The organism is Alteromonas sp. MmMcT2-2, from assembly GCF_022348305.1.
Lineage (GTDB): Bacteria > Pseudomonadota > Gammaproteobacteria > Enterobacterales > Alteromonadaceae > Alteromonas > Alteromonas macleodii.
Map to the genome: position 1 here is coordinate 39179 of NZ_JAKRFA010000018.1, position 14092 is coordinate 53270.

Annotated in this window: 10 protein-coding genes; 1 reads left to right on the top strand and 9 read right to left on the bottom strand. The window is 45.2% G+C overall.

Annotated features, from left to right (window positions below):
* Positions 1-9: 9 nt before the first annotated feature.
* The 6 genes from MHM99_RS11905 to MHM99_RS11930 all read right to left on the bottom strand — a co-directional run bounded on the left by MHM99_RS11905 (position 10) and on the right by MHM99_RS11930 (position 8350).
* Positions 10-2952 carry a DUF349 domain-containing protein gene (locus MHM99_RS11905; protein ID WP_239219472.1) on the bottom strand — a complete coding sequence of 981 codons (2943 nt, stop codon included), beginning with the start codon at positions 2950-2952 and terminating at the stop codon, positions 10-12.
* A complete protein-coding gene (locus tag MHM99_RS11910; RefSeq protein ID WP_239219474.1) occupies positions 2942-3235 on the bottom strand; it encodes a DUF1315 family protein in 294 nt (97 codons plus the stop codon). The genes MHM99_RS11905 and MHM99_RS11910 overlap by 11 nt, the downstream gene beginning before the upstream one ends.
* Positions 3236-3562 carry a zinc ribbon domain-containing protein gene (locus MHM99_RS11915; RefSeq protein WP_014949837.1) on the bottom strand — a complete coding sequence of 109 codons (327 nt, stop codon included), beginning with the start codon at positions 3560-3562 and terminating at the stop codon, positions 3236-3238.
* A 266-nt stretch (positions 3563-3828) separates the two neighbouring features.
* A complete protein-coding gene (locus MHM99_RS11920; protein ID WP_202943075.1) occupies positions 3829-5487 on the bottom strand; it encodes an AGCS family amino acid carrier protein in 1659 nt (552 codons plus the stop codon).
* A 109-nt stretch (positions 5488-5596) separates the two neighbouring features.
* On the bottom strand, positions 5597-6736 hold the full coding sequence (locus MHM99_RS11925) for a M14-type cytosolic carboxypeptidase (RefSeq protein WP_039225346.1): 1140 nt from the start codon (positions 6734-6736) through the stop codon (positions 5597-5599).
* Between the two features lie 168 nt (positions 6737-6904).
* Positions 6905-8350: a glyceraldehyde-3-phosphate dehydrogenase gene (locus tag MHM99_RS11930; protein WP_187446298.1), complete on the bottom strand. Its 1446-nt coding sequence runs from the start codon at positions 8348-8350 to the stop codon at positions 6905-6907.
* A gap of 192 nt (positions 8351-8542) precedes the next feature.
* On the opposite strand from MHM99_RS11930, the gene MHM99_RS11935 reads away from it, so the two are divergent.
* Positions 8543-9427 carry a DUF2989 domain-containing protein gene (locus MHM99_RS11935; protein ID WP_343213279.1) on the top strand — a complete coding sequence of 295 codons (885 nt, stop codon included), beginning with the start codon at positions 8543-8545 and terminating at the stop codon, positions 9425-9427.
* Between the two features lie 152 nt (positions 9428-9579).
* Here the strand turns inward: MHM99_RS11935 and msrB are convergent, their stop codons facing one another.
* The 3 genes from msrB to glgX form a co-directional block, all read right to left on the bottom strand.
* Entirely contained in the window at positions 9580-10008 is a 429-nt protein-coding gene (gene msrB / locus MHM99_RS11940; RefSeq protein WP_239219478.1) for a peptide-methionine (R)-S-oxide reductase MsrB, read from the bottom strand.
* Between the two features lie 99 nt (positions 10009-10107).
* Positions 10108-11661, bottom strand: a complete 1554-nt coding sequence (gene gndA, locus MHM99_RS11945; protein ID WP_239219559.1) for an NADP-dependent phosphogluconate dehydrogenase — start codon at positions 11659-11661, stop codon at positions 10108-10110.
* A 328-nt stretch (positions 11662-11989) separates the two neighbouring features.
* On the bottom strand, positions 11990-14077 hold the full coding sequence (gene glgX, locus MHM99_RS11950) for a glycogen debranching protein GlgX (RefSeq protein ID WP_239219490.1): 2088 nt from the start codon (positions 14075-14077) through the stop codon (positions 11990-11992).
* Positions 14078-14092: the final 15 nt, after the last annotated feature.

Sequence of the window (14092 nt, forward strand, 5' to 3'; positions counted from 1 at the left end):
GCTTTCCGTTTAAGCAACAATTTCAGGATGAGTATCAATAACTGAAACAACTCGTTGCAGCAAATGGTTATCTTCTTCGCTTATCGAGTCGTATGATAACCAGTCAGCAAGAATGTCGGGAGCTGTTGCCGCTTCGCCTTGTTCCAACTTAGATGTCATCATTTGTAGCTGTACGCTAGAGCGTATAGATGCGTCTGCATCTGGGCTTGGCATACCTGTTGCGACTTCTAATGCTACCGTTAACCATCGTCTATCGTGCTGAGTTGTTTTATTTCCAGTAGACTGACCCAATACGCTTGACCAACGCTTCCCTAACGTTTCCGCTAGAGATTGCTCATCACCACTTCCCTCACCTACACTTAGCTGTAGTAAAGAAATCAGAGCCTGAGCTCGCGCCAATCGGGCTTGAGATTGTGCATTTTTCGCTTGCGCCGCGCGCTTACTTTCAAGTGAATCAATCTTTTTATCTACTTTCGTACGTTGCGCTTTAGGCAAGTCGGTTAACTGAGCGCGAACGTCGCTTATTGATTGACTGAACGTTGCATCATCGCTGTTGATGTCAACAGCTTCCACTTGCTTGAGTAGCGAATCTACTAACGCGTTAAATGCATTATTCTGTACTTTCCGCTCGGCTTTTAAACGTTCAAATACGGTGTCATTGGCAGCCTTAAATTCTGCCCACAACTTACTCTCTTCACGTTTACCTGCATGGCCTACTTGCTTCCATTGGCTTTGCAATTGCTGAGCCTTGTCGGCAGCGCCAGCGACATCTTCTTCCGTAGCAAGTTGACAAGCTTGGGTGACTAACGCACGCTTTTGGGCTTGGTTGTCTCTTTGCCATTGATTTACTTTTGCCTGAATGGGCGATGAAACCGCCTTCCATTCTTGCTTCAGTTGTTCATATATTTCGCGTTCTACCTGACCTGCACTGTGCCACTGCTTAGACGCTCTATCGAATACCTTCACTAACTCGGCTTCGGGTATGTTAATGTCCATTGCCTTGACCGTAGCGATAACCGACATGCGCTGTTCACGCGCAGCAGCCCGCTGTGCATCTAACTTCGCGTAATGCGCTCTACAAGGCTCGAAGGCCTTTTCAAGTGCATCATCGAATTGCTGCTGTAACAACGCGTCATCACTACTTTCTTCACTCGTTGACGATGACGGTGTTAGTGATAACCATTGCTTACGAAGATACTTAATGGCCTCACTTCTTTGCTTAATATTTTCTGCGTCAGCGCTGGCTAACGCTTTTGCTTCTTCTACAAGAGCGGGTTTGCGCGGCGCAGCAAGGTAATCCTGCCATCCTTCTAAGCGCGACACATCACCAGCGGTTTTTTCAAAACGTTTCTCTACATACTTTTTCGCTGAACCAGGAAGCGCAGCATAACTTTCCTGAAGCTTTGCAAATTTTGAAATAGCAACGCGGAATTTACCCTGATCAATTAAGTTATCGATAACACTAATATGCTTTCTAATGCGTTTCACTTGCTCATTTTCTTTGGCTTTTTGAGCACGCTCTTTGGCATTTACACGGCTTGTCGCTGCGTTAAAACGCTTAGACAACGCCTTAGGAGTGGCATCGATTTCGCGACTAAGCGCTTTATACGCTTGACGTGCTTCGTCAAACTCCGCTTTAAGAGCCACTACACTACTGCTTTGTAATGCGTCGCCACCATTTACTTGACTCAAATCCTCAGTTGATGCGCTAGCTTCTTCAACGCTCACATCACGGGTATCGTTATCCGACTCGCTATCGCTTGCCGAAACGATCTTAGCGGCAATGTCTTCGAGCGACTGAAGTTTTATCAGTAGCTTTTGGCCGTATTGCTGCTGCATAGAGAAGCGATCAAGCTGCTCGTTTAGTTCGTCGACAGAGCGCTTAATCTGTGTAATTCGCTTATCAGTTGCAGATTCATCATCGAGACGCGCTAGCTGTTCAAGCGTTGCTTCAACACCGCGTACGCTTTCATTAACTGTAGCAACATCAGCAAGCGTCGCTTCACAAAGCCGGTTATTGTACAACCAAGCTACCTGCTCCTTGGCATAAGTAAGCTGCTGTTCGCACAATGCTTTGGCATTGGCACGTTGCGACGCTTGTTGCTTTTCTTCCCATGCTGGGCGGATACGGCTTAAATATCGCTCGAGCTGCTCACCAATACGCGCGCGCTTTTCTTCATAATCAGCGAGTTCTTCTGAAGTGAGTAAGTCAATTTGAGCAAACAGCCCTGTCAATTCGCTCTCAAGCTCATTGCGCTTTTCATCAATGGTTTCTACATCTGATTTGTCGAGCAAAGCCTGATATTTTGAAAGTCCCAAAGTGAGGTGCTTTTTAAGCTCCACTGGGCGCTTTGCTGCCTCTTTGATAGCGTCAATACGTGCATTAATCTGCTTTGTAAGCGCATCATCTGACACTTTCTTAGCTAGTTTCTGTAAATCTGATACGTCTGAATGGGCGTTTATTAGCTGGGTTTGCAGTTGGGGACTTGCGCCTTCTAAAAAAACAAACTGGGTAAACGATGGCTTCGCTACTTTTTCGATTAGCGCGTTAGCTAGCGCATCATCTTGTAAGAGCATAGGCTCTTTCTTTAACATTTGCGGTACTAACTGCACTACCAAATCGGCGTTGGCTGTTTCAGTTAAAAAAGAGAATATCTCTTGGCGGGAGAGTGTGACATCCCCCTCGCCTAACAAAGCGGCGTTTACCTTTTTCTCCGCCGCTTTTTTAACGCGAGACTGCTTGGCAATTTGTGACTTTTTAAGCCACAGCACAAAGCTATTAAGCTTTTCGAGTGCTGCTAAACTGACATTTGCATCTTCGTCATTAAATGCCAGTTCGTGAAGAATTGTTTTTTCCTGTGCCTTTTCGGGAGAGAGACTCTCTATTGCCTGCATCCGTTTTTCAGGCTTTGGGCTTTGGTGTGAAGGCGCAAATATACGACTAAATATCATCCTGTTTAAACCGCGCTATTGTATTATCATCATCCTGCTCATCGCGTAACGAGCGTTTAAAGTCGGCTTTACTTTTATGTACAATTTCGCCGCTTTCACCTACTGTCATATGCTCAGAGGACTTTTCTATTTTTGCTTGATACAGCATAACAGCCTGCATACTGCTTGCTTTTTGCTCTTCGTTTAAAGGCGTGCCATCTGGCCACTTACCTGTTTCAACAGCCTGACGCAGACGCTCGTAAATTTCCGGCGTCATGCTGGCTAAAAGTGCTTCTATATTCATTTAGGAAAAACGCTTTATGTAAACAATACGCGCGCGGTTTACTAAGTACCAAACAAAGCCAACCACTGCGCCCAAAATAGCTAAATTATGTTGCAAATCACCTGGGCGTGTTCCGCCCCAATACATGAAGCCAAAACTCGCAACGAATATCAGCATAGCAAGAAGGGATTGGTTTTGGATACTGGCTAACTTTTTAAATCTTTGTAAGCTTTGTTTGCGCTCTATATCTTCAGAGGTCGCATCACCGATTTTAAAGTCACAGTGAGGACACGTCTTCGCTTTGTCAGACGTTTTTTTGTTACACGAAGGACAGTCAACTAATGCCATATGTTGCTCCTGTTTATTGGGTGCGAAATGGAAATGCGCAACTTGCTATTGAGCAAAGACGCATTTATACGCGGATGGGTATCATACTTAAGTTCATCACAACAATGAAGTCGATTCTGTGGAATAACCTTATCGCCATAAAACAAAAATGCGCAGGGTGATAACTTTTATACAAAGTTCACCGCTACGCATTTTTACCTGATAGCCAAGTTGCATTTCCCTTCAGCGAAACTCAAGAAGGGGCAATGCTTTAGGCAATACTCACCTTATTTTTTATGTCGAGACCAGTAGTCGTTAACCGTTTCTTTCATCTCTTTACAAAGCAACATGATGCCAAACAAGTTTGGCAAGGTCATTACGACGATAGCCACAGCTGAAAGCGCCCAAACTAATGTGGTGTCAGAGAATGCAGCCCAGACAAAACCGGCGACGTAGATGACGCGATACGGCATTACGGAGCGAGGACCGAACAAATATGTCATAGCGCGATCACCATAATATGACCAAGCGATGGCGGTTGAGAACGCAAACAGCATAAGCCCAATTGACACGATATATTGACCGAAATCACCAAAGAAACCGCGAGTAAAGGCAATGGTAGTGAGCGCTGCCGAGTGAACCAGTGACTTACCGCTTACTTCAAGGTTCTCTTTAACCGGCTTTCCGTCAACAATCTTAAGCGTGCCAGTAAACAAGTCTTCACTACCTACTGCATACTTCACGTCTTCTGCTACAGACCTAGCGTTAAGCAGTGTAAAACCATCGCTTACCGCCGTGCCGTTAACAACGGTAATTGAGCCAGTGTAAGGCTGTACATTGTTACCTTCAATTTCATTCAAGTAACCATATAGTTTGTTTACGTCATCCTGATTCGAGTCGTCGTATTGACCTGCAACAAAGTACATGTCTGAACGATCGAAGACGTTTTCGTGTTTTTCTTTCCACACGCCAGACGACAAAATAACCAAACCCGTTACGGTACAAATTAGAATAGTGTCGATAAAGGGTTCAAGCAGTGACACCATACCTTCTGAAGCAGGCTCTTTCGTTTTTGCTGCTGCGTGAGCGATAGGTGCAGAACCTTGACCCGCTTCGTTTGAAAACAAGCCTCGGTTAACCCCACGGTTAAACGCATAAGCTAACGAAGCCCCCAAGAAACCACCTGCGGCAGCTGAACCAGTAAACGCATCACCGATAACTGCGGCAAACGAAGGCCCAATGTTGTCTAGATTAGCGAAAATAACCGCTAGCGCACCGATGAGGTAGATAACAGCCATAACTGGAACAACACGCGCTGTAAACGCGGCAATGCGTTGGATACCACCAAGAATGACCAAGGCTAGAAGAATACCCAGTACACTACCTACCACCCAAGGTTCGAAGCCAAATGTTGCTTCGATACTTTGCGCGATACCATTACTTTGAGGAAGGTTTCCGGTACCAAATGAGCTGACTACCGTAGCAACAGCAAATGCAACCGCTAACCACTTCATGTTTAGGCGACGGTCCATGTAATACATAGGGCCACCTGCCATGGTGCCGTCTTCTGTTTTTACGCGATATTTGTGCGACAGAGTAACTTCAACAAATTTTGTAGTCATACCTAAAAAGGCGGTTACCCACATCCAAAATAGTGCAGCGGGGCCACCAAGGAAAATAGCGAATGCAACACCTGAGATGTTACCTGTACCTACGGTACCAGACAGTGCGGTTGTAAGTGCGCGAAAGTGCGTGGTGTCGCCTGGATCGCTTTCTTTATCAAACTTACCGGTAACAACCTGCCAAGCATGTTTAAAGAAACGAATTTGCGGAAATTTAAGATAAACCGTAAAGAAAAGACCTACGCCTAACAGTACATAAGGAAACCAGAACGCGCCTCCTAAGAATCCATCGAGCATAGTTAGAAAACTATATAACCCTTCCAACGTTATTCCCCTTTTTTATTATGTTTAATTGTTGTTTTATTTTAATAATTAAAAGGCCTCTTTTTGTCGAGGCCTTTTTTGCGGAAGCTTTCGCTTCCTTATTCTTGTTTTATTGCTCTGATGCTTTTAGCTTTTTAACAACTGCATTCACACCAATAAGTAAATCTTCACCTAATTGACGGCTACGCTGTACCGACCAACCGTAGATATCGTCCGGTACATCTGCATTGTCTTTAAATGGCATTTCTACCGTGTACGCCATACATTTGAATTTCTCGCCCACCGCATTTGATGCTACGGTTAAATTAGCCTTGCCTGGCTCATCTTTATCGTAACCAAATTCATCTTGAAACTCTGGCGTAGCGTTCAACAGCGCATCTTTAAAGGTATTTTCAAGCATTTTGATGGTGTCATTGTAGCTAGGGTTACCTTCACTTCCTGCGACAAAGTTGTACGGCAATGCCTCATCACCGTGCAAATCAAGATACATGTCTACACCAATTTCGCTCATTGCATTCAGTACGTAAAGTACTTCTGGGCTTTTTTCTTTCGATGGTGTCGCCCATTCACGGTTTAGATTGGTTCCTACAGCGTTGGTACGCAGATGACCGCGTGCGCTGCCGTCTGGGTTCATGTTTGGCACAATGTAGAAAACAGCATTATCAAGCAACTGTCGCGCCAAACCATCTTGCTCGTCGAGCAGACGATAAATAATACCTTCGGCACACCACTCGGCCATGGTTTCGCCAGGGTGTTGACGTGCCGTGATCCAGACTTTTTTCTTTTCTGGTGTTTCTTCACCGATAACCAGCATAGACATATCACGGCCATCAAGGGTAAGGCCTAGGAATTTGTGCTCGCACAGTAGTGACATCTGCGCGTCGTGCACAAGATCAAGGTGACGTTCGTAGCTAAAAGGAATGAAATACGCGAAGTACACACTTGGCTGTTCTAGCGTTAGTGAGAACGTAAGATTGTCACCGTCAAATTCGCTAGGAATTCTAAACCAAGTTTGACGGTCGTAAGACGCTAGAACGTTATATCCCTTCCAACCTTCTGGATACGCTGACTTAGCCAGATTACCAATCGTCATTGTGTGAGTTACAAAAGTTTCGCCCACTAAACGAAAATGGAACCACTGAGCAAATTCAGATTGGTTGTCGTTGGGAATGGTTAGACGGATATCGTCTGGTGATTGTGCGCTAACAACTTCAATGTTACCGCTGTCGAATTGACTGGAAATATGCATAGACTGTCGTTTTCCTCATTATTTGAGCGCTAATTTAGCATAGACGTAAACACAAATTCCACGCACACAGCGGGTTTTGTACTATCGAAAGTATACAAAATGTTTACACCATCAAAAAACCGACCACTTAGGTCGGTTTTTTATACAGTTAATTAAACTGCGTGTTGCTTAAAGCGGCAACGTAGGGAAACTAAGCCCTGCCATATCACGAACTACACGTAGTACCTGACAGCTGTAACCAAACTCGTTGTCATACCACACGTATAGTGTCAGGCGGTTATCTGCGGCGATGGTCGCCTGAGAGTCAACCACAGACGCAGCGCGAGAGCCGACTAAGTCTGTTGATACAATCTCTTTACTTGCCGTGTAGTCAATTTGGTGTTGAAGCTTTGAGAACAACGCGGTATCGCGCAAGAACTCGTTAACTGCAATGCGATCCACCGGCGTTTTAAGGTTTAGGTTCAAAATCGCTAGCGACACATTAGGTGTAGGTACGCGAATAGCATTGCCGGTAAGTTTACCTGCCAGTTTCGGGTATGCTTTGGCAACGGCTTTCGCAGCGCCCGTTTCGGTAATAACCATATTAAGTGGCGCACTACGTCCACGACGATCACCTTTGTGGTAGTTATCGATAAGGTTTTGGTCGTTAGTGTAAGAGTGAACGGTTTCAACGTGACCGTTTTCAATGCCATATTCTTCGTCTAGCGCTTTAAGTACCGGCGTTATTGCGTTAGTCGTACAGCTTGCAGCAGATACAATTGTGTCTTCTGGTGTGACTTCTTCGTCATTTACACCGTGTACGATGTTCTTGATGTCACCTTTACCCGGGGCAGTAAGGATAGCTTTCGCTGCACCCTTAGCTTTAAGGTGTAGGCCAAGGCCGTCGCGGTCACGCCAAATACCCGTATTGTCTACGATGATAGCGTTATCAATACCATATTGAGTGTAATCCACTTCATCTGGGCTGTTGGCATAAATGACTTGAATGTATGAACCGTTTGCTTTTAGCGCGTTACGCTCGTGGTCAACTGTGATGCTGCCGTTGAACGGCCCATGCACTGAATCGCGGCGCAGTAAGCTTGCACGTTTTTCTAGGTCGCCATCGCGTCCGCCACGAACCACAATGGCGCGTAAGCGAAGCTTATTGTTTTTACCTTGGCGTTCAATAAGCAAGCGAGCAAGTAAACGACCTATACGGCCAAAACCATATAGTACAACGTCCTGAGGTTTCTTATCGTCCTCTTTATCGGCAACGTCGTTTAGTTTTTCGTTAAGGTAGGCCGTAAGGTCGCTATTGTCGACCGCAGAACCGTAGTGAAAGTCAAAAGCCAATTTACCAATATCAATTTGTGCAGGAGCAAGCTTCATGTTGCTCAAGGCTTCTAAGATTGGATAGCTTTCGCGTAGGCGTAGCTTAATACCTTCGTGCAGACGCACTTTGCGGTGCGCTTTAATAACATCAATAGCACTGGCGTTCAGTAGCGAGCGTCCATAAACCGAAATTTCAACTGCCTTATTGCGATACAATTTACCAATAAGGGGCAACATCATTTCTGCGTATTCCTGACGCTCTTGCCAGCTGCTTTGTAATTCCTGCTCAAACTGTTGATTCATGCTTCTGCCTTCATCGATATTAATTTAACGGTGTTGTCATTGTTGTATGCGCGGCCAAATTTTGTGTGGCACAAACACGTACAACTAATCCTAATTACGCGTCAGCTTTTTATTATTTTTAGGGTACACTAGGTGAGTTTTCGCCTGACGGTGACGAGCAGTATCTTAAATAAACAAGCAAGGAAGACCAAATTGTTGATAAGTTTCAAAACCTCTATGAAAACTCGTGTAACAGAGAGTTTATTTAGTAAGTTTCCAACAAAAGGTTATGTAACGACGGTGTGGCTGGCAGCAGCGACAACACTGACGGGTTGTGGCGATCTTTTTGAACCTACTATCAGTGAAATTTGTGAATCTCACAGCGAGATTTGCTTAGATTTGAGTTTGGATGCCCGTTGTCGCGGCGAGCGAGCTGAGATTATTCGCTTACGTTACTACAATCAAGATTCAAAAGACGACGCTTACAAGTACCCTCTCCTTCTGAACTTCGAAGAGTATCTCACCTGCGTTGAAGAAGTGCAGCATATCGAACACGTTAAACGCAAAGGCAAGGAAGCGACACGGCTAAAAGGCGTTATTACTGCTCAGCGTGAAATTAAACGCCTAAGCCGCGAGACGAAAGACTCCCTTGATCCTTACCTTTCTTACTATCATTGGACACGATATAGCGACAAAGAGGCTTTTCATCGCTTTGAGCGCTACGCTGCCAGCAACCGCGTAAGCGATCCAAAGCTGCTGGTCGCACTGGCCTCTGTTCAGATTAAAACAGACCAAAAGCGTACTATTGAAACCTTATATCGCGCGCTAAGTTTATATACAGATAGCGACGACATTGATGTCAGCATTTTCTACTCGCTTGCTTCAATGGGAATGGATATGGACAACTATCGCCTTGCCTATGTTTGGTATGGTGTGGCTGAAGCCTTCGATGAGAGACTTAACGACACTCAGCGTGTTCAACTTGGACAACGCTATGCCCTTCCAGTAGGTATTCTAGATAACATTGTTGATGAAATAGTCAGTAATTTGAATAGCGCGACCTTCAACGCAGATTTATTGAAACTGGATAAGCTCTGATTTTTTGAAACTCAATTACACAATTTCATTGGTAAATAATTAAAAAAACCGCCATTTATGGGCGGTTTTTTATGATTGGATCTCTCGACTTCCCACGCAAGGTCAAAATTTAATCAGATGTTTACCTTAATCAAGCGCTCACCTAGGGCTTTTTAACCTTTAATTTGTGTATCATCTTCGCCTTTAAAGGTCATAGATAGCGAATTTACGCAGTAGCGTTGACCCGTTGGCGCAGGACCATCTGGAAATACATGGCCTAAGTGCGAGCCACACTGCTTACAAAAAATCTCAACCCTACGCATACCGTGACTCAAGTCTTCTCTGTAATCTACATTACCGTCATCAAGCTGCTTATAGAAAGAAGGCCATCCACAACCAACATCAAATTTAGTATCTGAGGGGAAAAGTGGCGCTTCGCAGCACTTACACACGTACAATCCATCTCGCTGCTCGTCTAGCAATACTCCAGTAAAAGGTCGCTCAGTACCCGCTTCGCGGCATACATAATATTCCTCGTCAGTGAGCTCAGTTTTCCAGTCTTTTTTAGCTATTGATGCATTTGCTTTTTCATCTGTCGACATAACTTACCTCTTAAAACAAAAAAGGTGTATTTGAAAACAAATACACCTTTCGATAGTTTACGCTCAATTATGAGCGCGTGTAACACTATTTAGTTCATACTATTTTTTGATAGCGGTTTGCGGACGTGCAGGATCACTCCACTCGATGTGATACTTTTTACCTGCTGGCTTATCTACTCGCTGATAAGTATGTGCGCCAAAATAATCGCGCTGGCCTTGCAGCAAATTAGCAGGTAACACTGCTGTGCGATATGAATCGTAATAGCTTAGCGCCGACATCATGGCAGGGCAAGGCACGCCAGCCAGTGTCGCTTGGGCGATAGACTCACGCCAATCAGATTGATACTGTGTAATTTGTTCCGCAAAGAATGGGTCCATAAGCAAGTTGGCTAAGTCTTCGTTATTCTCGTAGGCCTGAGAAATAGACTGAAGAAATACGGCGCGAATAATACAGCCTGCACGCCATATTTTAGCTATTTCACCAAACTCCAGTGTCCAGCCGTGTTCTTTGCCTGCCATTGCCATTAACTGGAAGCCCTGTGCGTATGCACAGATTTTAGAGCAATAAAGCGCCTGCTCTAGCTTGTTGATGATCGACATTTTCTCATCATCGCTGAATGATGGCGCATCAGGGCCTGCAAGAACCTTGCTCGCAGCTACACGCTCGTCTTTCAAACTAGAAATACTGCGCGCGAATACCGCAGAAGTGATGGTCTGTGCCGGACTACCTACTTGTAATGCGCTTACTGCAGTCCAAAGGCCTGTACCTTTTTGACCCGCTCTGTCTAAGATCACATCAACCAACGGCTGCTGGGTTTCTGGATCCATTTGTTCAAGAACTTCAGCACTAATTTCCATCAGGTAGCTATTCAGCTTGCCTTCGTTCCAGCGACGAAACACCTCTGCTATTTCAGCAGGCGCCATATATAGCGCTTCGCGCATAACATGGTAAGTTTCGCAGATAAGCTGCATGTCGGCGTACTCGATACCGTTGTGCACCATTTTTACATAGTGCCCGGCTCCAACCGGACCGATGTAGGTCGCACATGGTTCGCCTTCTAACACTGGTTGACCAGGCGTATGGCTTTCTAATGGTTTACCTGTTTCTGGGTCAACCTTTGCAGCAATAGCTTTAAGAACAGGCTCAATGCGTGTCCATGCATAAGGGTTGCCTGAAGGCATAAGAGATGGCCCGAAACGAGCGCCTACTTCACCACCTGACACGGCGGTAGAGAAGAAGATAAATTTACCTTTGTACTGCTCTTCACGTGCTACAGAGTCTGTCCACAAACTGTTGCCAGTATCAACCACGATATCGTCAGCGTGAATTCCGGCGTCAATAAGATGATTGCAAACGTGGTCAACAGGATCGCCAGCAGGCACAGAGATAATAATAAGATGCGGGGCTTTTAACTTGCTTAAAAGCTCGGTGTAAGAACTGCAGCCTTCAACACGAGGCTCAGTATTTTCAGCTCTTTCGCTTGCGTCTTTGGCAAGAATAGACTCAACTTTATTTTGGTCTAAATCGAAACACGCTACACGATAGCCATGGTCCACTAGGTTCATGGTTAGGTTACTACCCATCACCCCTAAACCGATAAAACCAATATCACACGACTTGTCTTCGTGCGAATTACCACCTTTCTTTTGCATAGGAACACCCTCACATTTCAGATGGCTGCGCATGATACCACCTGAAAGAATAAAGAACAGTCTAAGCGAACAATTTAGTGCGCAGTGGTGTAATTGTCACCAGCGGTAAACATTAACGGGTTTTGTAAGCTATTTTAGCCGAGATTTTGGCACGCATTCAGCACCTGCGTTACGCGCTTTTACCCATGCTGTATGAAATTCACACAAAGGTAAAGACTCTGTTTCTTATTCGGCTAACGTGCACTGGGTTTAGAGCCGTTTAGCGGCACTCTTAAATTCTTTAAAGGCACTCTAAACCAAGTATAAGGTCAAATTGTAAGCCATTATTCTATCCAGAGAACTGAGAAAAACTGAACAACGTTAGCGATTTGCTGGCCTGTAAAAACACCTTCTGAATACAAATTGAAGGCTGTTCTTCAAGAGAGCTGTAGCGCGTATCCAGGTGCATGGTCCACCCTCCCCTGGGTATGACAGAAGGTAGGTGGAAACGCACGTCGCTTTCACTTGCATTAACACACAAGAACCAGTGCTCTGGCTTCTGGTCGCCCGTTACGCAACCTTTTATTTCCACACCAAACGCTTTGTTATGATGCGCATTCCAGTCTTCAGACGCTTTGTCAGAACCATCGGGCTTATACCAACTTATTTCTTTTACATTTCGTGAGAGCGTAAAAGTATCATCGTGCAGCTTTAGTTCGCTTAACAGTGAAGAGGACTGACGCAAACGGATCACATATTGGCAGAAGCTAAGAAAATCTTGCTTGCGCTTGTTTAATTCCCAATTCATCCAGCTAATAGGATTATCCTGACAATAGGCATTATTATTGCCATTTTGGGTGCGGCTTAATTCATCGCCACCAAGAATATGCGGGGTACCTTGCGAGAAAATCAGCGTTGCAAAGAGATTGCGCTTTTGACGCTCACGCATAGCGAGTATCTGCTCGTCATTCGTTTCCCCCTCAATACCATAATTGGCAGACAGGTTGTGTCCATGGCCATCTCGATTTTCTTCTAAGTTATCGAGATTGTGACGTTCGGCGTAGGTCACCATATCGTGCAGCGTGAACCCATCGTGATATGTCACGTTGTTTACCGACGTACTGATATGTCGATGGCCTTTGTGAAATATATCTCGTGAGCCCATTAAACGGGTAGCAAAGTCCGCGGTAACGCCATCGTCTCCACGCCAGAAGGCGCGCACCGTATCGCGGTATTTATCATTCACCTCTAACCACGGGGACGGAAAGTTACCCACTTGGTAGCCGCCAGGCCCAATATCCCAGGGTTCGGCAAGCAATACCCTCTCTTTTAGAACAGGGTCGCTACTAATGGCTCTCAGCAGCCCAGATTTTTTACTATATTCTTGTGGCTCTCTTCCCAAGCATACTGCTAAATCGAAACGAAAGCCGTCAACGCCAATTACGGATACCCAGTGGCGCATGGCATCTAAAATAAGTCCCATCATAAATGGCTGCGCGGTATTTACCGTGTTACCACAGCCTGAATGGTTGGAATAAACCAATTCTCCGTTTTTCGTTTGCTCTAATAAGTACGCTTGGTAAGGGCAAAACCCCTTATAAGAAAGAATAGGACCGCCATTGCCTGCCTCTGCTGTATGGTTAAAAACCACATCAACAATAACCTCAAGTCCGGCAGTATGATAAGCATCTACCATAGACTTCAGTTCAGCAAGCGCGTCTGCCACACCGTAGCGTGGTTCAGGTGCAAAGAAGTTAACCGGGTTATATCCCCAATAATTGGTTAAGCCTTTCTCTGTAATAAATGGTTCAGGCATGAATGAACACAACGGCATAAATTGCACCGTGGTTATGCCTAATGCTTTGAGATGCTTGATGACACTCGGATGGGCAGCACCGATAAATTTGCCACGGTGTTCTTTAGGTACATCGGGATGGAGTTTTGTTAGCCCCTTAATATGTGCTTCGTAAACTACTCGCTTGTGTTTCGGTATAACAGGCGCGCTAACATGACTGGGTGCATAGTCATTTTGATCAATTACTATGCACTTGGGGATCATAAACTGAGAGTCGTGTTTGTATTGCCTAGCGTCCCATTTTATTGCGCGACTAATTTTCTTGGCGTAAGGGTCGATTAGCAGTTTGTCGGTGGGTACCGCATGTAACCCTCCCTCACCGCGTTCTACGCGATAACCATAGTATTGTCCTGCGCTAACGCCGCTGTAACGACCGTGCCAAACATCACCAGTTTTCTCAGGCAATGGATGCTCACTCACCGCCTCTTCTGTGTCACTATTGAAAAAACACAACACGACCGCCTTCGCATCGGGCGCGTATACGGCAAAATTACAACCATCTTGTGTAACTGTTGCGCCAAGTGGATATGCCTTTCCCATTCCACTTTCTACAATTAGTGCGGTGTCTCGAATTTCGTTCACTTCGTTCTCAATTTA